Below are 24,303 nucleotides of genomic sequence, written 5' to 3' on the forward strand. Positions count from 1 at the left end.
AGAGAGATCAGTACTCGGCGTATCTCGAGAAATTTAAGTGCCTTAGTTTTGTAGCTTGAGGTTTTAAATGAGCGGCGTCGTCACATCTTTCAGACCTGCACGGATGTTGAACACCGGCGGTCTCTATCAATCTCTTCTTCTATCTACGGCCATCATTGTGCTGCCGAGTTTGGCAATCATGCCAGCGCGCGCGCAATCTGTGTCGCCTCAACCCCAGTGCTCTATCAATGGATCGACGGTGATCTGTTCAGGTGATCTGTCTGTTGGGGTTGATATCGATGGGGGAGCGGGCGGAACTTACACTAATCTGATCATCGAAAACGTAACGACAAACATCACACCCTCCTTTTTTCTTCCAGGTATTCTGTTTGAATCCAACGGTGATATCACGATCAACAGTGATACAGGTGATTTTATCATCTCGACAGATGGCCGGAACGCGATTGAGGTAGAGCCTGTGGCTGGTGATGTCTCCATCACGCACAATGGTGGTATTCAGACAATAAGCCAATACGCCTCTGGTGTTGATGTGAGGAACGCTGATGTAGTAACAATCACACATACCGGTGATATTACAACGGATGGCTATTACAGCCGAGGCATTGAAGTCGTTTTGTCTGAAGAGATCACGATCACCCATACCGGTGATATCACCAATACTGGCAATTACTATGCTCAAGGGATCTATGCGACCACGCAAGGTGGCAGTACAGGTGCCATAACCATCACGCAAACCGGTAATGTCGACACAACGGACGGATCAAGTACAGCCTTGTTTGCACGATCTGATGGAACAGGTGATGTTAACATTACGCACGTGGGAGCATTGACGACGGCTGGAGCCAATGCAGATGGCATCTTTGCCCGCGCTCGTGGTGTGGGAGCGGTTACGATCGACCAAAATGGTACCATTACTACGGGTGGTAACGCAGCGCATGGTATCATGGTGTACTCCGAGAACACCGCCTCTGTAACACACAGCGGAACGATCAATGCTAATGGTACAAACTCGGATGGGATATTGGTTGCCGACGGAAATAATCCAGCGAATAGTTTTCAGGTCAATCTGACAGATAGCACCATCAATGCACAATCGTTTGGCATTAACATTCAGACAGTCGGTGACACGACGTTTACCCTGACTGGTACCAACGCAATTTCAGGCGTTGTTGACGACATTAAAGGCGGGACTGGGGATGACACGATCAACAACTCTGGCACGCTCACGTCAACCAATGGCATCGACTTAGATGCGGGCACCAACGCGTTCAACAACCTGAGTGGAGCAAGATTTAACTCAGGGGATGAGGTCATTCTGGGTGCAGGTAATTTACTCACCAACGCCGGTATTCTCTCCCCAGGGGGAGATGATGTTGTTCAGGAAACAGATATCACAGGTGACTTCCAAAATGATGCCAATGGGACGTATATCGTCACGTTCAATGCGGGAATGACTGCAAGCGATACATTGGATGTTTCCGGTGATGGCACGTTGAATGGCGGTGTAGTGCGAACCAGCGGAGCAACGTTTGCCCCTGTTGGTACCTTTACCATTGTTGATGCAGCTGGCGGTATCACTGGAACGTTTGACAGTGTGGAAGATACCTTGTTCATTGACTGGACGTTGAACTATGGCGGAACCACGGTCACACTCAGCGCGGCAGAACTTGCCAGCAACTTCTGCGGTTTGGCAGAGACGGAGAACCAACGCTCGGCAGCGTGTGTTGGCTTGGACAGCTTGCCACTTTCTGCGCCCTTGCCTCAAGCAGTGCTTGCTCTTTCCAATGGAGCTGAAGCGCGGGCGGCTTATGATGATCTTTCCGGTGAAATCTATGCCTCCATTCAGGGAGCATTGGTTGAGAACAATTATCGCCGGATGGCCTTGATCAACAACCGTATCCGCAATGCAGACGCCTCACTTGGTTCCGTGACAGCAGCGCTTGCTCCGGAAGATCCCACAGAGCCGGAAAAAGATCGCCGAAACGACTTCTGGGGCATTGGTTACGGGGCATGGTCCAACACGTTTGGAACCAGTGATACCGCGTCATTGGATAACAGTCTGGGCGGTTTGCTCTTTGGGTATGACCGGGAATTTGCCGAGGAAACGCTTGCGGGTGTTCTGGGTGGTTATGGCCGCACAAATGTAAAACAGGATGCTCGCTCCTCGAGCGGCTCCGCGACAACATGGTCCATCGGCATCTATGGAGAGACGGTGGCCAAAGACATCGGCTTTGTTCTGGCGGGTATTTACAACTGGCACTTCCTTGAAGGGTCGCGAACGGTGGACTTCTCGACCATCAACGAGCGTGAGCACAGCAGCTATAAAGGCCGTGGTTGGCAGTTTTATGCCGAAGCCAACTATGAGTTTCCTGTTATGGAGGCGTTCGCGTTTGAGCCTTTCCTTGGTGTTTCCTATATCGACGTACACACAGATGGCTTTGCGGAGAATGGCGGAACAGCAGCCTTGACGAAACAAGGTGGCAGTTTTGATAGCACCTTCACCAATCTGGGTGTGCGGGGTGCTTATAACGTCTATGACTTGTTCAACGTCAATGCAGCCCTCAGCTGGCGACACGCCTATGGAGATGTTGATCCTTCGGCCTTGCTTGCCTTTGCGGGCAGCACTGCCTTTGGCGTGGATGGGGCACCAATCTCGCAGGATGCATTTGAGCTGGAAGTTGGCCTTGATGCCCGCGTGGCTGACAACCTTTTTGTAAATGCAGAATACAATGGCCAGTTTGGTGACAACGCGACCATTCATGTCATCGAGTTAGATTTTACGATCAAATTCTAAGCCTCATAGATATCGAGCCCTCATAACTCGCTGAGGCCCCTCCTGCGGGATGGGCCTATAGTCCCAGATTGTTGCAAGTGTAATCTAAAAGGGGATGAGATGGCTGGTTCAGCAAATAACCCTGCGCAAAATGCAGAGCCAGTGGCGCGGTTGGAGCCTAACGATATCTCGTGCTCTCGTGGCATGGCAATCTGGCTCAGCACCAATCAGGTCTCGCTTGCCATTTCCTCCTATCAAACAGGGCAGTTGTTTCTGGTTGGTGTCAAACCCAGTGGCGGTATTCATTTTCATACCATCGGCACGGGCCGCGCCATGGGCCTTTGGGCAGAACCGCAACGGTTGATCCTCGGTACAGCCAATCAGGTGATCCGGTTTGAGAATATTCTGGAACAAGACCAGCGTGTGGGAGATGCGGATAAGTATTATGTGCCTCGTGTTGCGCACACGACGGGGGATCTGGACATTCATGACATCGTGACCCTGGACGATGGCAGTATCGTCTTTGCAAACACCATGTACTCCTGTCTCTCAACCTTACATCCCATCCACTCATTTGCCCCTTGGTGGACCCCTGATTTCATCTCCAAACACGCTGCTGAGGATCGATGTCATCTGAATGGTATTGCGCTTAGGGATGGCAAACCAGCTTATGTGACCATGGTCAGTAGGGCGGACGTGATCAACGGGTGGCGGGATCGTCGGGAGGAAGGCGGCTGTCTGATCGATATCGCCAGCAATGAGGTCATTACCGAAAAACTCTCCATGCCGCATTCACCGCGTTGGCATAAGGGTGAGCTGTGGGTGGTTAACTCAGGCACGGGCTATCTTGGCACTATTGATCTTGCCAGTGGCGCGTTTCAGCCGCGCTGTTTTCTGCCGGGGTTCGCACGCGGACTGGCGTTTCACAACAATCACGCCATCGTTGGCCTCTCCCTGCCGCGTGACGGTTCATTCAAAGGCCTGCCGTTGGATGAGGAGTTGAGGAAACGCGACGCAGACCCATGGTGCGGAGTGCAGGTCATCAACCTTGCCACAGGGGATGTGGTGGAGTGGATCCGGTTCAGAGGTGTGGTGAAAGAGATGTTAGATGTGTGCACTTTGCCGGGAGTTCGCCTGCCGTCTGGTGCGTCTCCAACCTCCTCAGAAATGAGTAATCTGCGCACAATCGCCAGCGCTTCAAAACAAGCGGAAATTGCGTGAGGTATTGCTGAAGAGTGAGCAGAGAAACCCTGCCCACTCGCGTTTATAAATACTCTCAGACCTTCTGCAGAAAGTCGAAATCGCATCCCTTGGTCGCTGGCAAAACCGTGTTGTGGTAAAGCTGCTTATAGCCGCGGGCTGGTTCCGGGTTTGGTGAGATGAAAGCCGCACGGCGATGATCTAATTCTTCCTCTGAAACCAGCAGGTCGATGCTTTTGGCCTTGGCAGAGAGGCGAATGCGATCGCCGTTTTGCACCAGTGCCAGCGACCCGCCCAGATCAGCTTCCGGCGTTACATGCAGCACGATGGTGCCGAAGGCTGTGCCGCTCATGCGGGCATCCGAAATGCGCACCATATCCTTCACGCCAGCACGAGCCAGCTTTTTCGGGATTGGCAGATAGCCTGCTTCTGGCATGCCAGATGGACTGCGCGGGCCTGCGTTTTGCAGTATCATGACGTCATCGGCGTTGATGTCCAGATCAGGGTCATCGATGCGATTGGCGAGGTCTTCCAGAGACGTAAACACAACCGCCCTGCCCTCATGCTCCAGCAGTTCAGGCGTTGCGGCAGCGCGTTTCAGGATTGCGCCTTCTGGTGCCAGTGAGCCACTCAGTGCGATCAGGCCTCCTTGCGGGTCAACCGGATTGTCAGCAGTGCGGATCACGTTGTGGTCAAATGGATCAGCCTTTGGTGTATCCAGACGATCCCCTAGGCTTACGCCTTCAATGTTGATCGGGCTGCGATGCACTTTGTATTTGATCGCGTCCAGAACACCATCCAGACCGCCAGCGGAATGGAAATCTTCCATATATCCCTGACCAACCGGCTTCAGGTCCACCACCACGGGTGTCTCATCAGAAAGCTGGTTCATGCGGTCCAGTGAAATGTCGATGCCAAGACGTCCGGCAACTGCCGTCAGATGGATGATCGCGTTGGTCGAGCCGGAAACGGCGAGTAATACGCGCAGAGCGTTCTCGACCGCTTCACGGGTCATGATTTTGTCTGGTGTCAGAACGTTCTCAGAAAGTGCCATTTTGGCGGCGACAACACCAGTCTCCTCTGAATTACGCAGACGGTCGGCGTGCACTGCCGGGATGCCAGCTGAACCCGGCAGGATCATGCCAAGAGTTTCGGCAATGACGGCCATGGAGCTGGCGGTGCCCATCACCGCGCAGGTGCCTGCGGTGGTCGCCAATCGGCCCTCAATCTGGTTGATCTCAGGCTCATCCACGGTGCCTGCGCGGTATTGCGCCCAGAAGCGGCGGCAGTCGGTGCAAGCACCAAGGCGCTCGCCTTTGTGGCGACCTGTCATCATCGGGCCAGCCACAACCATGGTGGCCGGTTTGCCAGCGGAAGCTGCCCCCATCAGCAGTGCCGGAACGGTTTTGTCACAGCCCCCCATCAACACAACGGAGTCCATTGGCTGTGCAGTGATCATCTCTTCCACTGCCATGGCCATCAGGTTGCGATAGACCATGGAGGTTGGGCTCAGGAACACCTCACCCAGAGACATGATCGGGAACGGCACCGGCAGTGCACCAGAGGCGAGTACACCGCGTTTGATCGCTTCCAGCATCTCGGGAAAATGTCTATGGCAGTTGTTGAACCCGCTCTCGGTGTAACAGATGCCAACGATTGGCTTGTCCAGACTTGCATCCGTGTAGCCCATGGACTTGGCGAAGGAACGGCGCAAATAGCGGGCAAAGCCCTTGTCGCCATAGTTTGTCAGGCCGTTTTCCAGCCCCTGTACTTTTTTGCTCATCAGATTTCTCGGGAGATTAACAGGTGGCGGGTGTATTTCGGAACGAGGTAATCCATGATGCCGAGCGAACCACCCTCACGACCAAAGCCACTTTCCTTGTTGCCGCCAAACGGCGCTTCTGCGGTTGCCAGCAGGGTTTCGTTGATGCCGACCATGCCAGCTTCCAGTCGCTCCGCGGTTTTGAGTGCCAATGCGCTGTCGTAGGAGAACACATAGGCTGCCAGACCAAACGGCGTGTTGTTGGCCCGTTCAATCACATCTTCCACATCATCAAAGGTGGAGATGGGGGCGACCGGAGCGAAAGGCTCCTCAATCATGATCGCGGCATCGTCTGGCACGTTCATCAGAACCGTCGGCTCAAGAAAGCTGCCATCAGGCAGGTTTTCCGGCTGCTTACCACCTGCCAGCAAGTCCGCACCTTTTGCGATGGCATTCTCTGTCAGCCGCAATGCATGGTCTACGGCGCGTTGGCGGATGAGTGGACCGGTGTTGACACCGTCTTCCAATCCATCGCCAACCACCAGAGATTTGGCGTAGCGGGCGAATTCTTCTGCGAATTCCTGCGCGATGGAAGAGTGCACGTAAAAGCGGCTTGGAGATATGCAAACCTGACCGCAATTGCGGAACTTAGTGGCTGCCAGTTTCCGGGCCGCTGCAATCGGGTCAAAGTCCTTATGGATGACCACAGGGGCATGACCGCCCAACTCCATGGTGACTTTTTTCATGCCATCCGCGCACTGCCGCATCACGTCTTTGCCCACGGGCACAGAGCCAGTCAGCGACACCTTGCGGATTTCAGGTGCATTGATCAGCGCTGGAGCCAGCGTGCGGCTGTCGCCTGTTAAGATAGCCAGAGCCCCCGGCATCAGGCCAGCATCCATCAGGGCCTGCCCAATGGCAAAGCATGGGCCGGCTGCTTCAGAAGCAGGACGGGCAATGACAGAACACCCAGCTGCCAATGCTGCCGCAATTTTGCGAGCGGGCAGCAAGGCTGGGAAGTTCCAGGCGGACAGTGCCAGAGATGGACCGACTGGCTGGTAATTTACAGTCAGGCGTTCATCAGCATTGCGACCCGGAATGGTTTGACCATAGATGCGCTTGGCTTCTTCTGCCTGCCATTCAAACTGGTCTGCTGCTGCTCCGGTCTCACCAATGGCCTCTGCCAGTGGTTTGCCGGTTTCAAGGGACATTACATGGGCAATGTCCTGCGTCCGTTCGCGGATCAGATCAGCGGCCTTGCGCAGCACCTTGGCGCGCTCCCATGCCGGAACCGCAGCCCATTTCGGGAAGGTGTCCTTTGCCAGTTTCAAAGCGCTGGCAATGTCGTCTGCACTTGCAGCGGCAATGGTGCCGATCACTTTGCTGGTGACCGGGCTATGTACATCGCGGGTTTCGCCGTTGCTGGCTGGCGCCCACTCTCCGCCGATAAGAAGCTTCGCATCTGTCATGATTAAATGCTCATTTCCAAATATTTGTCCTGAACGTCATCGCACCAGTTGCCAACGTTCCAATTGCCATAAGCGCCCATGCCACCCGCCGGATCTTCTCCGTAATAAACCGGCACATGCACCACGCTGAGACCTTTGTGCGCTCTGGCTTTTTCCAGTGCTTCATTCAGGTCTTCCGCGCTGCTTCCGCCAGAAAGCGCAAGCACGCCATCCACCGCATTCGCCATGGCGATGTAATCGACAGCCACACCATCATTGGTGCGGTAATCCTTGCCGTACTGAGCAAGTTGAAGGTGGCTAATGGCAGCCATGCGGCGGTTGTCGAAGATTAAAACCGTGCCGTGAACACCATGCTCCACACCGTCGATCAGCACTTGTGGGTTCATCATGAAGGAGCCGTCACCGGTAAACGCGACAGAGTATTTCCCATTGTCCGCCACGCCACCTGCGATGAGTGCGGAGACTGCAAAGCCCATATAAGAGGCTCCGGTTTCGGTGATGGTTTCGCCGACACGGTCATCTTCCACCACCTGAAAGCCATTGGCCTGCACGTCGCCCGCATCAAAAAGCTTGAGGGCGCTGTGTTTTTTGCAAAAATCAGAAGCGGCTTTGATGGCTTGCGGCTGGGTGAGGACCTCTTGCCCCCACATGGGGTCACTCACCCGCCCTGCTGCATAGCGACCTGCCTTGAAGGCAGTCCATTCGCTTTTCTTTGCAGCACAGTCTTTCAGCCAGTCAGCTTTGTTGGCGACACCACCTTTTGCGAGCTCAGCAAGCAGCAGCTTCACCACCTCGCCGATGTCTCCGTTTAATGCCGTGGTTTGGGCGTAGTGCTGCACATCCATTGGATCGGCGTTGATGTTGATGACGTGTTTCGCCTTTGGCCACCCCATACCGGAGCAGTCACTCTGGCACACAGCGCGCGAGCCGATGGCGACCAGAAGTTCCGCGCCCTGCATGGCGTGATTGCCGCTGATGGACCCTTTCGAGCCACCCACATGCATGTTCTGCGGATGTGCATCCGGCAGGATGCCCAGAGAGCCCGGAGATTCCACCACCACTGCACCAGAGGCTTCGGCAAGGGCGCGAAGTCCCTCAGCGAACGGACGGGAGCCGCCGCCCGCTTTGATGGCGATCTTGCTCGTGGACTTTAGAAGCTCCACCGCTTCCAGCAAGTTGTGGTCTACGGCTGGAATGGTTGGCTCGTAGGTTGGAACGGTCGGCAGACTGTCCAGCCGGATATCCAGTTTTTGTGGTTGGGTGTTGAGTGGTAGGTTCAGGTAGAACGGGGCTGCCTTGAACGGATGATAGACGCAGCTGGCACCCATGCGCAGAGCATTGCGCAGCGCTTCTGGCGTGTGCAGTGTGTAGGCCTGAGACATGGCCGAGGTGATCTGCTGGAACAGGCCCTGCTGCGGCTTTGGCACCTGCTGCATGTTGTAGCCTTCGCCATAGGTCGTCTCATCACCATAGATGTGATAGAGGCCAATGCCGTTGGAGGCGGCAGCTAAAGAGCCTGCCATAGCTTGCAACGCACCGGGACCAATGGAGGTCACGACCGCACAAACCTCACCATACACCCAGCGCAGGGCCGTGCCTGCATGGGCCATTTCCACCTCATTGCGGAACTGCCATGTACGCACAAGGCCAGCATCTTCATAAACGCGCAGCACTTCGCCCAGTTCGGTAGAACCGTGGCCGAAGATTGCCAGATACTTGGTGACGCCCTGACGCATCAGGCCCAGAACCAGCGCTTCAGACAGCGTCATGGTTACTTGCTCAGCGAAATGGCCTGCAGCGATGGCAGCTTCAAGTCCGCCCTGGGCTTGAAGCCAGTTGGCGCGCTCTTGCATGCTGCCTGGAACAGATAAAGACATCTCTGTACCTCGCCGCTTAGAAGCTGATCGTCTGGCCAGTACGTGCAGAGTCTTCTGCCGCCAGCGCAAACTTGAGAACATCACGGCCCTGCCGTGCTGTCAGGATCGGGTCACCACCTTCTGTAATTGCATCAAGGTAGTGGCGTGTGGAGTTGACGAAGCTTTGCTCCCAGCCCGCATAGATATCGCGGTACTCGGTGACTTTGCCTTCGCGGTAGTGAATCAGTGGCGCGGGGTTGCCAATGGAGCCGTGGCCGCAGTTGATCCAGAGGACGCCTTGCGTTCCGGTGATCTCAACCCGGTCATCCTGCGCGTAGTGCTTGGTCGCGATTTCCAGCTCTGGAGAGTAAACCACCTCCAGATTGCCGATCTTGTTGCCGGGGAAACGGAAGGACACCATGGACGGGGCATCCAGATAAATGCCCTTGAACACTTCGGTCTGGCCGATAAAGGCGTGCACGTCAGACGGCATGCCCATAAAGTGCCAGGCGAGCGCGAATTTGTGGTGCCCGTCGTCAAACACCAGCGGGCCGCCGCCTGCCATGTCCTTCATCTGCCGCCATGCGTTGGCAGCGGCAGGCACCTTCCAAGCGGTTTTACTCTTGCCCGGATTGGATATGATGCGGATGGAAATCGGGTCTCCAATCGCGCCTGCATCCACCAGCTCTTTGGCTTTCAGCACTGGGGGATGGAAGATGAAGTTTTCGAAGATTTTGAAAGGGCGGTCATAACTTTCTGCGGCTTCAACAAGGATGTCAGCCTCGTCCATGTTCATACACATGGGCTTTTGAAGCGAGACCATCTTGCCAGCTGCGATGGCATCCAGTGCGGCTTGCAAATGCAAATGGTGTGGCAGCAGGATTTCTACCAGATCGATATCTGGGCGGGCCAGAATCTCTCTGTAATCATCGCTGATGATCGGGTCATCAACGCCCCATGCCTCTGCCTGAGACTGGGCCTGCTTTACGTTTTGATCGCACAAGGCAACAATCTTGCCTTTCGGGTTCTGCTTATACTCAATGGCATGCAAATCCGAAATACGACCTGTGCCCAGAATGGCAACGCGAACCGGCTGGTTCCCCATCCTTTACTCCCTCATAAAACACATTTTCTGAACAAGCGCGCCAAGCTCCTCAAAGCGCTTGTCATCAATTCGAACTGTCGGTCCTGAAACGCCGATCGCGGCGATCATCACCCCATGCTCATCAAAAACCGGTCCCGCTACGCAGCGGATGCCGGAGGTAAATTCTTCGTCGTCAATCGCGTAGCCACGATCTCTGCTTTTGGAGATTTCTGCTGCAAGGGCGGTGTGTTCCGTCAGGGTCACAGGGGTGAATTGCTTCAGCTCCTGCTCTGCCTGTGCATCACCAAACGCCAGAAAGGCCTTGCCAAGAGCGGTGCAGTGCAACGGCCCTAGCGACCCGATGGGATGATCAACCTTGAGCGGAAGCTCAGAATCGATTTTATCCACATACCAGACCTGAGAACTGGCCAGCACAGCCATGTGTGAGCATTCTCCCGTCTCGCGGGTGAGCTGCTTCAGGATAGGCTGCCACTGCTGGCGAACTGCTACAATTGCCTCAGCCGTTGGCCCAGACCCTTGAGAACCTGTCATTTTCTCGCTTGCCGCGTAACGCCTGTCAGTCCCTTGCGTCGCGTAACCGCATGCAACCAAAGTACGCAGAATATGCGTCGCATTGGACTTGTCGACACCGAGGTAACTCGCGATATCCGTAAGCCGCAGCGGCTTGGCCTGCTGGGCAAGATAGTCGAGCGTCTGAAGTCCACGGGATAGCGATTGTAAAAGGCGCAACGTCAATCTCCATTCACACACTGGAAAAAGTTGAAATATGGACAACTAATTACACGAAGTTAAACATAGGGCAACAAATTTCCAGCATCTGGACTCAGAATTGACACAGGTTTTACAGGAGTGCAAGAGGCGGCATACGTATTTTTGTACAAAATAGGCTTGACATTTACCGAAACTCACGGCGAAATGGGGCTTATATTCAGTTTTGTTGCGCATAAGGCAACTTATTGATGAAATGAATTTGTAAAACATATGCAAACTCTTGGGAGGGGATTGAAATATGAATAAGCGCAGAAGGCAACTTTTGCTTGCTGCGGTGCTTGCGCCCGTCATGGCGACAGCATCCATGGTTCCATCATTTGCAGCGGACGAAGTCACCATTTCTCACTACTTTACCGGTGAGCTGGGCCAGAAAGGCCTGAAGGACATTCTGGAGGGCTTTAAAGCCAAGTCCGGTATCACTGTTAAAGACAGCCCAATCGGTCATGAAGACTTCAAGACCGGTATTTTAGTGCGCGCAGCGGGCAACGCACTGCCGGACGTGTTCTCTTACTGGGCCGGTGCACGGACACAGTTCGTCATTGACGTGGGTGATCTGCGTCCAATCGACGGCATATGGGACAAGGCTGGTCTGGACAACGTTGTCGCCAAATCGGTTGCGGACGGTGCAACCAAGTATGACGGCGAGCGTTATCTGGTGCCATTCGGTTACCACTACTCCGGTCTGTTCTTTAACAAAGCTGTTATGGAAAAGGCTGGCATCACGGAAGCTCCCAAGACCTGGGAAGAGTTCCTCGCAGCCTGTGAAAAGCTGAAGGCAAACGGCGTGACCCCTATCGCGCTTGGTTCCAAGAACCGCTGGCCTGCTCAGTTCTGGTTTGACTATCTGATCCTTCGCACAGCGGGCCCTGACTACCGCGCAAAACTGATGAACGGCACAGCCTCTTATGCCGATCCTGAAGTGAAAAAGGCGATGGGTCTTTGGAAGAGCATGGTCGACAAAGGCTACTTTGTTGAAAATGCAAACGCAGACAGTTGGACTGATGCTTCTGACAAGGTTGCCCGCGGTGATGCGGCCATGACCCTGATGGGCACATGGATCACCGGATACTGGAACTCCATCGGCTTGAAACCGGGTGAAGACTATGACTTCTACCCATTCCCGGAAGTGACAGTTGGTGTTCCAAACGCGGTTGTTGGTCCGGTGGATGGTCTGGTGATCTCTGCAAATGCGAAGAACCCTGAAGGGGCTGAGCAGCTGCTTGAGTATCTGGTGTCAGATCCGGAAGCACAGGCCAAGTGGGCTAACATTCAGGGCGCTCTTTCTGCCAACGTGAACGTTGCCAAGTCCAACTACAACGCCGTGATGCTCAAAGCGCTCGACACCATCGACGCTGCGCAGACCTTCGCGTTCAACTATGACCTGTCCACGCCTCCGCCAGTGGCGGAAGTTGGTCTGTCCATGTTCGCACGCTTCATGGATGATCCATCCAAAGTGGATGCCATTCTGGATGAAACACAGGCCAGCGCTGCAAGCGCGTTTGCCGAATAATCATCACACTTAAAACAGAGCCGGTCGCAACATGTTTGCGGTCGGCTTGCCTCTATAGCTTCACGTATTTCCCGCCAAGCCATGCAGGTTTGGGGGAGATAGATATGCACCACTGCGAGGCAGGCTTCTTCTGAGACGGGTATGAATCAAAGCAACACATTCTGGCGCGTTGCCCTTTTGGCGCTCCCCCTCAGCGTATTCGCGCTGATCATCATCTGGCCGCTCCTAAGCTCGTTTTATTACGGCTTTACCAACTGGAACGGTTTCAGTGACAATTATGACTTCGTTGGCTTTGAGAATTTCGGAAAGCTGTTTTCCGATCGCCTCTTCATGTCTGCGGCAATAAACACGATTATCTGGATGGCCATTGCGGTGGTGCTTCCAACAATTCTTGGTCTCTCGCTGGCGCTGCTGATCGACAGCCATGTGCCCGGCGGCCCGATCTTCAAAACCATCTTTTATCTGCCAATCTGTCTGTCTGCTGTTGTGGTTGGGCAGGTCTGGGTGTGGATCTACCAACCCGACTGGGGCCTGCTGAATTCCATAATTGAGTACGTCACCAACGACCGCTTCAACTACGCCTGGCTGGCGAAACCGGACAGCGCGCTCTACTCGGTCATCGTTGCATGGTCCTGGCAGGCGACCGGTCTGTCCATGGTGATCTACCTTGCAGGCCTGACGGCTATTCCCGGTGATCTGCTGGAAGTGTGTGAGCTGGAAGGCGCGACCACGTGGCAGCGCATCCGCCACGTCATCCTCCCACTGCTGACACCGGCCACCGTGGTTGTTGTGGCGCTGAGCGTGATCAACTCTCTGAAGGGCTTTGATATCCTGTACATCATGACCGGCGGCGGGCCGTTCAACAGCTCCGATACGCTGGCCATGCACATGTACAACGAGAGCTTCAAAAAATACCTGATGGGCTATGGCAGCGCCATCTCTGTCGTGCTGTTCCTCGTCGCGTTGACCATCATTCGCCTCTATTTCAAACAGCTTAAAAAGGTGGACGAAATCTATGGCTGATACGGCTAGTCTGGGCAGTGCCAGCGGTGAATATGTTGCACCGAAGCGGTTCAATCCGTGGCCTGTTGTCATCTTCATCTGCCTGTTTACGTTGGCAATCCTGTTTCTTGCGCCAACCTTTGGCGTGCTGCTGTCCTCCGTTAAAACCACGCGGGATATTGCGCTTGGTGACCTTTGGGCCATTCCCAGCAGCATGTACTGGGGCAACTATGTTGAGGTGCTGAGCAATCCGGCGGTGCATGGCTACATGCTCAACACGTTCCTCGTGGCCGCGCCGGCAACAGCGTTTTCCATCGGGCTTGGCACGCTAGCGGGTTATGTGTTCTCCAAGCTGCCGTTCAAAGGCAGTGATCTGGTGTTTCTGCTGGTGGTGTCCGGCATGTTCTTCCCGCCGCAGGTCATCCTGATCCCGCTGTTCCGTCTGTTCAACCTGATGGGGCTGATTGATACGCTGTGGCCGATGATCATCGTGCACACTGCGCTGGGTATTCCGATCTGTACTCTGCTGATGCGCAATTTCTTCGCCACCGTACCAAACCCACTTCGTGAGGCGGCGATTTTGGAAGGGGCCAATGAATGGCAAGTGCTGACCAAGATTGCACTGCCCATCAGCCTGCCAGCCATTGCAGTGCTGGCGACGCTTCAATTCACCTGGATCTGGAACGATTTCCTCTGGCCGCTGATCTTCACCCAGTCTGACGAGAAACGCACCATCATGCTGGGGCTCGTGTTCATGAAGGGCCAATACTCCGTTGCCTGGGGCATTCAGGGCGCTATGTCGCTGATCGCCAGCCTGCCAACGCTGATCGTATTCCTGTTCTTCCAGCGCTTCTTTATCAAAGGCATGACCATGGGTGCCGTGAAAGGATAATCGGGGACATTATGAGTAGTTTGTCACTGAAAAACATCAAAAAGTCATTCGGAGATCTGGAGGTCATCCATGGGGTGGACCTTGAGGTTGAAAAGGGTGAGTTCATTGTCTTCGTCGGACCATCCGGGTGCGGCAAGTCCACCATGTTGCGCATGATCTCAGGTCTGGAGGATGTCACGTCCGGCCAGATCAACATTGCCGACAAAGACGTCACTCGTGCCCATCCATCCAAGCGCGAAATCGCAATGGTGTTCCAGTCCTATGCGCTGTTCCCGCATATGACCGTCTCCGAGAACATCAGCTTCGGCTTGCGTCTTGGTAAGATGGCGAAGGATGAGGTGGCTCGCCGCGTGAGCAATGTGGCAGAGACCCTGCAGATCACTCATCTGCTGGAGCGTTATCCGCGTCAGCTGTCCGGTGGGCAGCGTCAGCGTGTGGCCATTGGCCGTGCGATCATCCGCAATCCGCAGGTGTTCCTGTTTGATGAGCCGCTGTCCAATCTGGATGCCGCACTGCGCGTGCAGATGCGTCTGGAAATCGCTCGCCTGCACAAGCGCTTGGGCGCGACGATCATCTACGTGACCCATGACCAGACCGAGGCGATGACCCTTGCGGACCGGATTGTGGTGTTCAATCATGGTGTGATTGAGCAGGTCGGGCGTCCGATTGATCTTTATGAGCGTCCGTCGAATAAGTTCGTTGCTGGCTTCCTTGGTGCGCCGTCCATGAACTTCATCGGCGCGACTGCGCAGCAGGGGGCTATCCAGCTGGATGGCTTCAACATCAACGATGCGCAAAGGGCTGAAGCGAATGGGGCGATCACGCTTGGCATCCGTCCGGAGCACATGAGCATCACCAATACTGAGGCCTGTGATTTCTCTGCGAAGGTGGAACTGGTTGAAGAGCTTGGGTCAGAGTCCCTCGCCTACCTGCAAACCAGCTTCTCCTCCGATCCAATCACCATGCGGGTGGACCATTCCATCACCGTGCGTGAAGGGGATATGCTGCCGGTTTCCGTGAACCATGAGTTCCTGCATGTGTTTGCTGAAGGTGGGGCGTCCCTGTAAGGGCGTTTAACCACCGCCGATAATGACACCGGCGGCAAACACCAGTGAACCGCCGAGAACAACCTGAAACGTCGCCCGCAAGAGCGGCGTTTCCATGTATTTGCTCTGGATCCATGCAATCGCACAGAGCTCAACCGCCACAACGAAAAACGCGATGAACGTGGCCACCCAGAAATCACTGAGCAGATAGGGGATGGTGTGGCCCAGCCCACCAAGAGCTGTCATCACACCGGACGCAACGCCGCGCAAGGCAGGCGAGCCTCGTCCGGAAATCTGCCCGTCATCCGAGACAGCCTCCGTAAAGCCCATGGAAATACCCGCTCCGATGGAAGCCGCAAGGCCAACGAGAAACGTGGTCCATGTGTTGCCTGTTGCAAAGGCTGTCGCGAACACGGGCGCCAGTGTGAAGACGGAGCCATCCATCAACCCGGCGAGGCCCGGCTGGATCAGGGTCAGGATCAGCTTGCGGTGCGCGGTTTCTTCCTCTTGCTCTCTTGTTGAGGCCAGATGAATTTGTGACAAGGTGCGGGCTTTGTTCTGGTGATCAGCTTCCACCGCTGCCAAGTCGCCCAGTAAGCGGCGGGTATCTGCATCCGTGCTCTTCTTTTCAGCGTTCTCGTAGAATGTGCGCGAGGCCGTCTCCATGTTCTCGGAGATATGACGGATCTGATCGAGCGTCAGCTGTGTGGAGAGCCAGAGCGGGCTTCGGGCATAGAACCCGGAGACATGTTCGCGGCGGATCAAAGGGATCGTGTCACCGAAGCGTTTTTGGTGCAGCTCGATCAGCGAAATCCGGTGCTGGTCTTCCTCATTGGCCATATCAGCGAAGACAGCGGCGGTTCCCGGATAATCATCCTGCAATCGTTTTGCAAACCCCCGATAGATGCGAGCGTCATCTTCCTCTGACGAGATGGCAAGAGCGAGTACCTGCTGCTCGCTTAGGTCAGAAAATCGCATGCGTGACGTCAGATACAACATCCATGAACTTTCTATTTTGCAATTTCGCGCAGATCCTAAGCAGATTTCATTGCAAACAGGCGGTTTCAGTCCCTCAAATAAGCTGCAAATTTGAACGGGCTGGCGTGGCAAATGAGGAGAATTGAGTGCCGCGCCATTGATTGCGCTATCAGCAGATGTGATTGATGTTTTTGGGAAAACGTGATCGGCAATGCCTACTTAAATGCAAAGAACGCTTGCATTTGAGCAGACCGGTTTAGCCAGCTTTAACTTATTATACTAAAGTCGATTCCATGCCTTAAAATAAACGGATAGGAGGAGCACAACTTTATTAGCCAATAACAAAACTTAGTTAGCAGGAGACGTGTCATGCCTGTAAATAAGTTGAATGCTGAACAGCACGATTGGGCCAAGGCAGTCTACCAGAACATGCATTGGAACTTCCCCGAGGAAAACGGGGACCAAACCAATCGTACAGCAAGAACCTCAAACGAGCAGATCAATGGTGTTCATGGTAATCATGACCAACGCAATGGAACTGCCGACCCGGATTTGAGCGACTATGTCGTCGTCGACACCCCACCTCCAGAACGGCCCGCTGGCGCAAAGCCAATGCCGGTTCATGCTGTCTTTGAGGAAATTGGCCTGCCGGAATCCGAAACGCTTCGTGAGCGGTTAGACTGCTTGCGCACCTTCCAGCAGAAGAAAGAGGATTTCTTAAAAGACCCTCTCGCAACAGCTTATGCTGACCCTTCAGCCGCCAAATGGGAACATCATGTGAAAGATGTTCTGGGCATGCCTCAGGAAAAAGCTGATGAGATGGTCAAGCAGCAGTTCACTCGTGATCTGAAGAAAGAACTGAGGGAAGAGTCCCGGAGTGTCACCAAGGAAATTTTTGACAGTCAGGCAGATGATCCCCGCTTCAATGAATTCCTGCAGAATGCAGCCAACTCCAATCCTAAGCAGCTGACCCCGGCCCACCGCGAAATGCTGGTGTTTATGAGCCAGAATATGGTCAAGCTTGGGAATGCACTCGTCAAAGATGTCAATGAGCTGTACCGCCAGCATGCCTTCGGCAAAGCTATGAGCGACACCATCGACAATGCAAAAGAAAATGCGGTTTCTGACAGTGAACGACAAAAGCTGGAAGAAATTGAACAGGAAGTTGTTGAATACCGCATGGCTGTTGCCCGGCAGCTGGGTATGGCGCTGAACACCACAAACGACGTTCAGTCTGCCATCAGCTTTGGCCAGACCGTTGATTCTGCCGTTGATGAGTTGGCAGAGCAGAACGATCGCGCCCTGAAGGCAGCCTCCGGCCTTGCGAAGATGGCCAAGAACATGGTCAACGACCATCTTGCCCAGACCAACAGCCCCCGCAAGACCATGAACTGGGTTGCCACCCAGCCATGGGCAAAGCTCGTTGATATTGACATCACCACCAAGGGTGAGTTCTTCAACATTGAAGCGCAGCTGCGCGACAGCGCTGCGGGAAATGAAGACACTGACGGTCTGGATATCGACAGCAACACCCATCTGGCACAGCGAAATCTGTCCAAAGAAAAGCTCATGGCCAATCCTGAGCTGATCTTTAACGGCTTGCGCTCGCCGGAAATGATGGCCGCGTTGACTACCAAGGTCACCGGAGAGGCCAGCAATGATGATGTGCCATTTGTTGAGAAGCCAAGTGATCTGGCAATGAACTGGGGTGAAACCCTCGCCCGTGCGCAGGAAAATGGCCGCGACATCAGTGATCAGCTGCCTGATTACATGACTTTGAAACAGATCCGCTATCACGACATCAAGAAGGGCTTCTTCTCCAACACGGACACCGTGAAGACGGCCTGGGTTGTGGAACAGAAACCAACCTCTGACACTGTTGCCGAGGTCAACCTGATCAACAATCTGCCACGAGCCATTGCGGGTGATCTGGGCGATCTTGCTCTCAACATGTCTGATCTGCGAGAAGATCAGACACAAAAGAGCAGCGACATTCAGGACAAGAGAGGTCATCTGGACGAGTTCCTTACCTCCAAGGGTGACGGCCTGTTGCAAAGCTATGGGAATGCACATGATGCGATCAGCAGTTTGCAGGACCATGCCATGAAGGAAGTCATGGCCAAGATGAGCAACAGCTCAAGCATCCGCAAGATTTTGAAATGGGCGAAGGAGCAACCTTGGTCAGCCATGTTCCAGGTTGAAATTACACCAATGGAAGGTGGCAAGAAGGATCAGTACAATGTCGTGATCAAGGAAGTTGAACACGGCAAGACGGAAGCAAGCAGTGTTGTGCTGAATGAGCCAACTGATCAAGACAAGGAAAATGCCGGTAACATCGCTGACGAAGATGATCAGGCCTTTGGTGAAGATCTGCATGGTTTAAGCGGCGCCTTGAAGGCCCTGCTGAACCCATCCGTTTACAAACAGCTGATCTCCAAGCCAACCGGTGAAAAGAGCGACGGAATGCAAATCGTCGAAGAACCAACCAAACTGGCACGGGACTGGGCAGACCTTATTCAGAAGTCTGCTGGCCCCGGTGCAAACCTGCCGGATTATCTGGAACTTCGTCAGGTCAAATACCGCATCCGCTCCTTCCTGCCTTGGAAGAGAAACAAGCTGGAAGCCTGTTGGGTTCTGGAATTTAAGCCTACGGCTTTTAAACAAGCCGCATAAATGAGCATCATGTGCTCATAGACGACGAATGACCTTCCTTATCTAATGGCTTGGGCTCTGCGGTTTGCCGCAGGGCCCGTTTTCTTATCCGGTTTGCAAGGCAATCCAAAGCGGCAGGCTGATGCATGAGAGCAAGGTGGACTGGGCGATCAGCGTGGCCGGTTGCCGGCAGTCTGCCCCAAAGGCCGCGGCCAGAACGTGAGCAGCTGAAGCGGTGGGCAAAGCTGCAAACAGCACCAGTACGGAGGCCTGCTCTTTGGGAATGGCAAAGCTGTGCACCATAAACCAGGCGATGCAGGGCAAGGCCAACAGTTTTATGGAGTTCAACCCACCCGTATAGATATCCAGCTTCATCAGTCCTTGCCAATCAAGTGTCGCTCCAATCGCCAACAATGCAAGGGGGATGGCGGCCAGAGCCAGTTGATTGAGACCTTCCGAAAGAACTGAGGGAAGCGGATATCCGCTCAAACCCACCGCAACACCGCTAAGGGCTGCCAGAAAGAATGGATTGAGCACCACCTTTTCCGCAGCCTTGCGCAGGCCAAGACCTTTGCCCATAGAAAGAGCTGTCACCGCCATCAGGTTTGCCATTGGTACCGCAAAGCCAATGGCAATAGCCATAAGCGAGGCACTGTCCGCATCCAGCGCACTGATCGCTACAAATCCGATTGCGGTATTAAACCGCCAGGCCGTTTGCCAACCAGCGGCAAAATCCAGAAAACGCGTCGGGCCAAACGGGCGCAGCATCCACCCCAACAGCAGCCCAACCCCTAAAATACCCCAGGTGCCCAATCCGATGATGGCTGCATCATCCAGATTGATGGGGCGAGCTGCTGCGGCGGAAAACATCAGGGCTGGGAACAGCAACTGAAAGTTCAGCGTATCAATGCCGCGCCATGTGGCCTGATCCAGACGTTTGCCAAACACGCCGCCCAAAGCCAGCAAGCCCAGACTTGGCAGCAATGCCATCGCGATCCCCATGTGCGCTCTCCTTGACGGTTTGGCTGGTCTTTCCTGCTGCTATGTCTTAGGCTAATGAGAGACTATAAAATAATAAGCTAAGCTTATAATATGTGGTGATACCTAATGACCAAGCCTGATGGCCTCAACTCTTTTGCAATGCGCTTGCCAGAACTTGCCGTGCGCGCTCTGCCTTTGTTGCAGGTGGTTTGCTCCGTCACCAAAACCGCGCATCAATTGGGGGTAAGCCAGTCTGCCGTCAGCCAGTCTATTGCAGAGCTTGAAAAGCGGCTTGGCGTAAAGGTGCTTCGCCGTGGTGCGCAACCGGTGCAGCTGACGGATGAGGGCAAGCTGATCGCTCAATATGCCCTGAGCGTACAGGCGGCGGAAGAAAATGCGCTGGCCAGCATCAATGACCTGCGCCAGAACAAAGGCGGGCGTGTGCGCATCGGGTCTTCGGGCCCTTCTGCCTCCACTCAGCTCCTGCCTCATGTCATGAAGCGTTTCTCACGCCACTACCCCGGTATTGCGCTGGAACTGCGTGAGGCGCAGGATCAGGAGATCATCGCAGCTTTGCGACGCGGTGAGGTGGATGTGGCCGTAGTCCCGGGACTGGATGGAGACGAGGAGTTCGAGAGTCTGCCCATTGCCTGTGACCGACTTGTCGCAATCACTGCAGATGATATGAACTTGCCGCTGCACATGAACGCTGAAGCTTTTCAAAAGCAGCCCTTCATTATGACAAAGGGGGGCAGTGAGCCGTTGGTGCGGAAATGGTTTGGCCGGTCAGATACAGACCCACGCGTGGATCACTCCATTCAGCAGATCACATCCATTCTGGCGGTCGTTCGCTCCGGCCTTGCCTGCTCTATTATTGCAGAACTGGCACTGCCTGAGGATCTGGATGGCGTGAAAGTCTTGCCGCTTGATCCCCCTGCCCCGCGTAGCCTGTTCCTTACTCGCCTGCCAACAACACCCAGCAACAGCGCGGTGACGAGATTTTGGGAATTTGCCGAGCAGGAGATCTATCGGGAGGAGTAATTTTCCTCTGCCCCTGGGGCAGTGCCGCAACTCTCTTATCTTAGTTAATCAGAATATGCTCATAAGTTACGATTCCGGGGATGAATTTTCCAAAACTGTACCGGGTGGTCGGTTGAAAACGATAATTTACGCCCGTCAGGCGCGAAATTTTCACCAAAAATTTTCGTGATGACCGTAGGTAAACTACGTAATTTGAAATTAACTAATTGAAAAACAACAGAAAAGTTTGAAATAGTTCTATTGTAGATGTATTCCATATGCATGCCGAGGATGTAAACTAAATCATAATAAAAATCATGGTGGGAGGCTAACCATGGAAATAATGACGAATATCCTAGGCGAAATCAACTCGATCGTTTGGGGCCCTGTAATGCTTATAGCTATTCTCGGGGTAGGACTTTTTCTCCAGATCGGACTCAAACTAATGCCCATCTTTAAGTTGGGCACGGGCTTTAGCCTGCTCTGGAAGGGTCGCCAAGGCGAAGGTGGCGGTGAAATCAGCCCCTTTAATGCGTTAATGACTTCTCTTTCAGCTACAATCGGAACAGGTAACATTGCAGGCGTTGCGACGGCTGTGTTCCTGGGCGGGCCTGGCGCTCTCTTCTGGATGTGGATGACTGCTCTGGTGGGCATGGCAACCAAGTATGCCGAAGCTGTCCTCGCGGTGAAATATCGTGAGCGTGACAACGCTGGCAACTTTGTTGGCGGCCCGATGTACTACATCAAAAACGGTCTGGGTCGTAAGTGGTACTGGCTTGCTCCAACCTTTGCTGCGTTCGGCGCCGTTGCTGCGTTCGGCATCGGTAACGGTGTGCAGGCCAACAGTGTTGCGAATGTTTTGAATGAGAACTTCAGCATTCCGGCACAAGCGACTGCTGTTATCCTGATGGTACTCACCGCTGCCGTTATTCTGGGAGGAGTAACACGCATTGGCAACGTTGCTGGTAAGCTGGTTCCGTTCATGGCTATTGCATACATTGCAGCTGGCCTTGTCGTACTGATCGTCAACATCGATTCCATCGGTGCTGCTGTGCAGACAGTGTTTGCTCAGGCGTTCACTTCCACAGCTGCTGAAGGTGGCTTTGCTGGTGCTGCTGTTTGGGCTGCGATCCGCTTTGGTGTTGCCCGTGGCGTCTTCTCTAACGAAGCTGGTCTGGGTTCTGCGCCAATCGCTCACGCGGTTGCTGAAACCAAGAGCCCTGTCAATCAGGGTCTGATCGCAATGTTGGGTACGTTCATCGACACTCTCATCGTTTGCACCATCACTGGTCTTGCGATTGTAGCGTCCGGTGTGTGGACCTCTGGCTCCTCTGGTGCAGCGCTCACCTCTCTGGCATTTGAAACATCTCTGCCAGGCGTGGGTGGTTATCTGATTGCGATCTCGCTCTCAGTGTTTGCGTTCACCACCATTTTAGGCTGGAGCTTCTACGGCGAGAAATGCGTTGGCTTCTTCTTTGGGCCTCGTGCTCTCAAGCCATACCGCATCCTCTGGGTGGTTGCGATTTACTTCGGCGCAACTGCGGAACTGAGCTTCATCTGGCTGCTGGCTGATACGCTGAATGCGATGATGGCTATTCCAAACCTGATCGCACTGGCACTACTCAGCCCGGTTGTCTTCAAGCTGACCAAGGAGTTTTTCTCCGAAGATGGTGAGACTGAGGACGCAAAAAAAGCCCCGGCTGAATAAGAGAAAACACAGTTTTCAAAAGAATGGCCCGGTTTCATCACCGGGCCATTTTTGTATGTGCCGCGATCTATGAGATTGCCAGCGTGGTTTCAGGCTAACCGTATCAAATGCCAGAAGAGTGGAATTGATTGGTCCTTGGTTGCAATCCATGGTTTAGATAAGTAACTAATCACTACAGAAGTAACGACCCAAACTCTGTCATTTTCAATCTCTAGTTGATTCATGAGGTGAGCTCAAATGACATTGCTTATTGCTGCTTTGTGCTAAGCAGTTGCAAGGTCAGTGGAGTATCGTTTTAACCTTCCATCTATTGGGTTAACGAACTCAGTTTTAGATTAATGGCCTCGAATTTGGAGTGCAGCATGCTGTTGCGATCTTTGATAGGACTTTTATGGGCTTTCGCCATTTTGTTCGGGCTCAATTTTCTTCTTTCTTCTGAAGACAGTGGTTTTCAAGCGATCCACGAAGCCGCTCAAAACGGCAATGCCAAGGCTCAACACAATCTTGGTTTCATGTACGCTGAGGGACTGAGCGTGCAGCAAGATACTGAGCGAGCTTTAAAGTGGTATCGACGAGCAGCCAATCAGGGCAATGTCAGGTCGCAATACAACCTTGGAATCAGGTACGAAAACGGAAGAGGTGTGCGGCAGGATTATGCGCAGGCTTTAAAATGGTACCAGCGGGCAGCTGATCAAGGTTATTCCATGGCGCAATCTAACCTCGGAGCCATGTACGATGCCGGAAGAGGCGTGCGGCAGGATTATGCGCAAGCTTTAAAATGGTACCGGCGAGCTGCCGATCAGGGTTATTCTACAGCACAAACTAATCTCGGGGGGATGTACGACGCTGGAAGGGGTTTGCGGCAAGATTATGAGCAAGCTTTAAAGTGGTACCAAAGGGCCGCAGACCAAGGAGAGGTTGTTGCGCAATACAATCTCGGGGTCATGTACTTTGTAGGGAAAGGTGTAGAGCAGGACTATACCAAAGCGCAAAATTGGTCACATTTTGCTGCGGAACAAGGCTACGCTAAGGCGCAATCTAATCTCGGAGTCATGTACGCCGAGGGAAAGGGTGTGCCGCGGGATTATGAACGAGCTTTAAAGTGGTATCGCCTAGCTGCGGAGCAGGGGGAGGCGATAGCACAAAAGAACCTTGGAGACATGTACGTGGATGGAAGAGGTGTGTCGCAAAGTTATGCGCAGGCTGTGAAGTTTTACCGTCTAGCTGCTGAACAGGGCGAAGCCAATGCGCAATATAATCTCGGTGTAATACACGCCAATGGAGAAGGAGTCCCGCAGGACATCACAAGCGCATATGTCTGGTTCTCGATTTCCAAAGAAAATGGAAATGATAAAGCTGCGCAAATTATGGATCGTGTAGCGAAGTTACTTTCGCCTCAAGATTTATCCCAAGCACAACATAGAGCAGACGCATTCATTGAGAAGCAGGGAAGTTACTAGGGGCAAAGCCATACAGGATTGACCCTCTGCAAGAGTTCATCGACTTCTGGGGCAAGGACGTCCCCATGCTTCTTCAGTGCCAGCACATTGGCTGATCCCTGCCACTGTTTGCGGCAGG

Annotated in this window: 17 protein-coding genes; 10 read left to right on the plus strand and 7 right to left on the minus strand. The window is 53.8% G+C overall.

What is annotated here, in order from left to right:
- Nucleotides 1-67: 67 nt before the first annotated feature.
- Nucleotides 68-2,794 (plus strand): autotransporter domain-containing protein, encoded by a 2,727-nt coding sequence (locus PsAD13_RS10125; RefSeq protein ID WP_208986519.1) that lies wholly within the window; start codon nucleotides 68-70, stop codon nucleotides 2,792-2,794.
- A gap of 99 nt (nucleotides 2,795-2,893) precedes the next feature.
- Nucleotides 2,894-3,994: a TIGR03032 family protein gene (locus PsAD13_RS10130; RefSeq protein WP_063318062.1), complete on the plus strand. Its 1,101-nt coding sequence runs from the start codon at nucleotides 2,894-2,896 to the stop codon at nucleotides 3,992-3,994.
- 55 nt (nucleotides 3,995-4,049) lie between these two features.
- Here PsAD13_RS10130 and PsAD13_RS10135 read toward each other — a convergent pair whose 3' ends face one another.
- Genes PsAD13_RS10135 through PsAD13_RS10155 form a run of 5 tightly spaced genes read right to left on the minus strand, consistent with a single transcriptional unit; the run spans nucleotide 4,050 to nucleotide 10,894 of the window.
- A complete protein-coding gene (locus PsAD13_RS10135; protein ID WP_063318063.1) occupies nucleotides 4,050-5,756 on the minus strand; it encodes a dihydroxy-acid dehydratase in 1,707 nt (568 codons plus the stop codon).
- A complete protein-coding gene (locus PsAD13_RS10140; RefSeq protein WP_063318064.1) occupies nucleotides 5,756-7,204 on the minus strand; it encodes an NAD-dependent succinate-semialdehyde dehydrogenase in 1,449 nt (482 codons plus the stop codon). Before PsAD13_RS10140 ends, PsAD13_RS10135 begins: the two co-directional genes overlap by 1 nt.
- A gap of 2 nt (nucleotides 7,205-7,206) precedes the next feature.
- Nucleotides 7,207-9,081, minus strand: a complete 1,875-nt coding sequence (locus tag PsAD13_RS10145; RefSeq protein WP_063318065.1) for a thiamine pyrophosphate-dependent enzyme — start codon at nucleotides 9,079-9,081, stop codon at nucleotides 7,207-7,209.
- A 16-nt stretch (nucleotides 9,082-9,097) separates the two neighbouring features.
- Nucleotides 9,098-10,165, minus strand: coding sequence for a Gfo/Idh/MocA family oxidoreductase (locus PsAD13_RS10150; protein WP_063318066.1), 1,068 nt, complete (start codon nucleotides 10,163-10,165; stop codon nucleotides 9,098-9,100).
- Nucleotides 10,166-10,168: 3 nt separating this feature from the next.
- Entirely contained in the window at nucleotides 10,169-10,894 is a 726-nt protein-coding gene (locus PsAD13_RS10155; protein ID WP_063318067.1) for an IclR family transcriptional regulator, read from the minus strand.
- A gap of 280 nt (nucleotides 10,895-11,174) precedes the next feature.
- On the opposite strand from PsAD13_RS10155, the gene PsAD13_RS10160 reads away from it, so the two are divergent.
- The 4 genes from PsAD13_RS10160 to ugpC all read left to right on the plus strand — a co-directional run bounded on the left by PsAD13_RS10160 (nucleotide 11,175) and on the right by ugpC (nucleotide 15,407).
- Entirely contained in the window at nucleotides 11,175-12,446 is a 1,272-nt protein-coding gene (locus tag PsAD13_RS10160; RefSeq protein WP_063318068.1) for an extracellular solute-binding protein, read from the plus strand.
- Between the two features lie 141 nt (nucleotides 12,447-12,587).
- Entirely contained in the window at nucleotides 12,588-13,469 is an 882-nt protein-coding gene (locus tag PsAD13_RS10165) for a sugar ABC transporter permease (RefSeq protein ID WP_057462435.1), read from the plus strand.
- On the plus strand, nucleotides 13,462-14,340 hold the full coding sequence (locus PsAD13_RS10170; protein WP_063293052.1) for a carbohydrate ABC transporter permease: 879 nt from the start codon (nucleotides 13,462-13,464) through the stop codon (nucleotides 14,338-14,340). Before PsAD13_RS10165 ends, PsAD13_RS10170 begins: the two co-directional genes overlap by 8 nt.
- 11 nt (nucleotides 14,341-14,351) lie before the next feature.
- The gene (gene ugpC, locus PsAD13_RS10175; RefSeq protein ID WP_063318069.1) at nucleotides 14,352-15,407 is read left to right on the plus strand and encodes a sn-glycerol-3-phosphate ABC transporter ATP-binding protein UgpC; all 1,056 of its coding nucleotides are present in this window, start codon (nucleotides 14,352-14,354) and stop codon (nucleotides 15,405-15,407) included.
- Between the two features lie 6 nt (nucleotides 15,408-15,413).
- On the opposite strand, the gene mbfA is transcribed toward ugpC, so the two are convergent.
- Nucleotides 15,414-16,364, minus strand: a complete 951-nt coding sequence (mbfA, locus tag PsAD13_RS10180) for an iron exporter MbfA (RefSeq protein ID WP_244275139.1) — start codon at nucleotides 16,362-16,364, stop codon at nucleotides 15,414-15,416.
- Nucleotides 16,365-16,733: 369 nt separating this feature from the next.
- On the opposite strand from mbfA, the gene PsAD13_RS10185 reads away from it, so the two are divergent.
- Nucleotides 16,734-19,037 (plus strand): hypothetical protein, encoded by a 2,304-nt coding sequence (locus tag PsAD13_RS10185; RefSeq protein ID WP_063318071.1) that lies wholly within the window; start codon nucleotides 16,734-16,736, stop codon nucleotides 19,035-19,037.
- Nucleotides 19,038-19,121: 84 nt separating this feature from the next.
- Here the strand turns inward: PsAD13_RS10185 and PsAD13_RS10190 are convergent, their stop codons facing one another.
- On the minus strand, nucleotides 19,122-20,018 hold the full coding sequence (locus PsAD13_RS10190) for an AEC family transporter (protein ID WP_063318072.1): 897 nt from the start codon (nucleotides 20,016-20,018) through the stop codon (nucleotides 19,122-19,124).
- Nucleotides 20,019-20,123: 105 nt separating this feature from the next.
- On the opposite strand from PsAD13_RS10190, the gene PsAD13_RS10195 reads away from it, so the two are divergent.
- The 3 genes from PsAD13_RS10195 to PsAD13_RS10205 all read left to right on the plus strand — a co-directional run bounded on the left by PsAD13_RS10195 (nucleotide 20,124) and on the right by PsAD13_RS10205 (nucleotide 24,185).
- Entirely contained in the window at nucleotides 20,124-21,038 is a 915-nt protein-coding gene (locus PsAD13_RS10195) for a LysR family transcriptional regulator (protein ID WP_063318073.1), read from the plus strand.
- 313 nt (nucleotides 21,039-21,351) lie between these two features.
- Nucleotides 21,352-22,725, plus strand: coding sequence for a sodium:alanine symporter family protein (locus PsAD13_RS10200; RefSeq protein WP_063318074.1), 1,374 nt, complete (start codon nucleotides 21,352-21,354; stop codon nucleotides 22,723-22,725).
- 362 nt (nucleotides 22,726-23,087) lie between these two features.
- The gene (locus PsAD13_RS10205) at nucleotides 23,088-24,185 is read left to right on the plus strand and encodes an SEL1-like repeat protein (RefSeq protein WP_063318075.1); all 1,098 of its coding nucleotides are present in this window, start codon (nucleotides 23,088-23,090) and stop codon (nucleotides 24,183-24,185) included.
- Nucleotides 24,186-24,303: the final 118 nt, after the last annotated feature.

The sequence above is a fragment of the Pseudovibrio sp. Ad13 genome, from assembly GCF_001623225.1.
GTDB lineage: Bacteria > Pseudomonadota > Alphaproteobacteria > Rhizobiales > Stappiaceae > Pseudovibrio.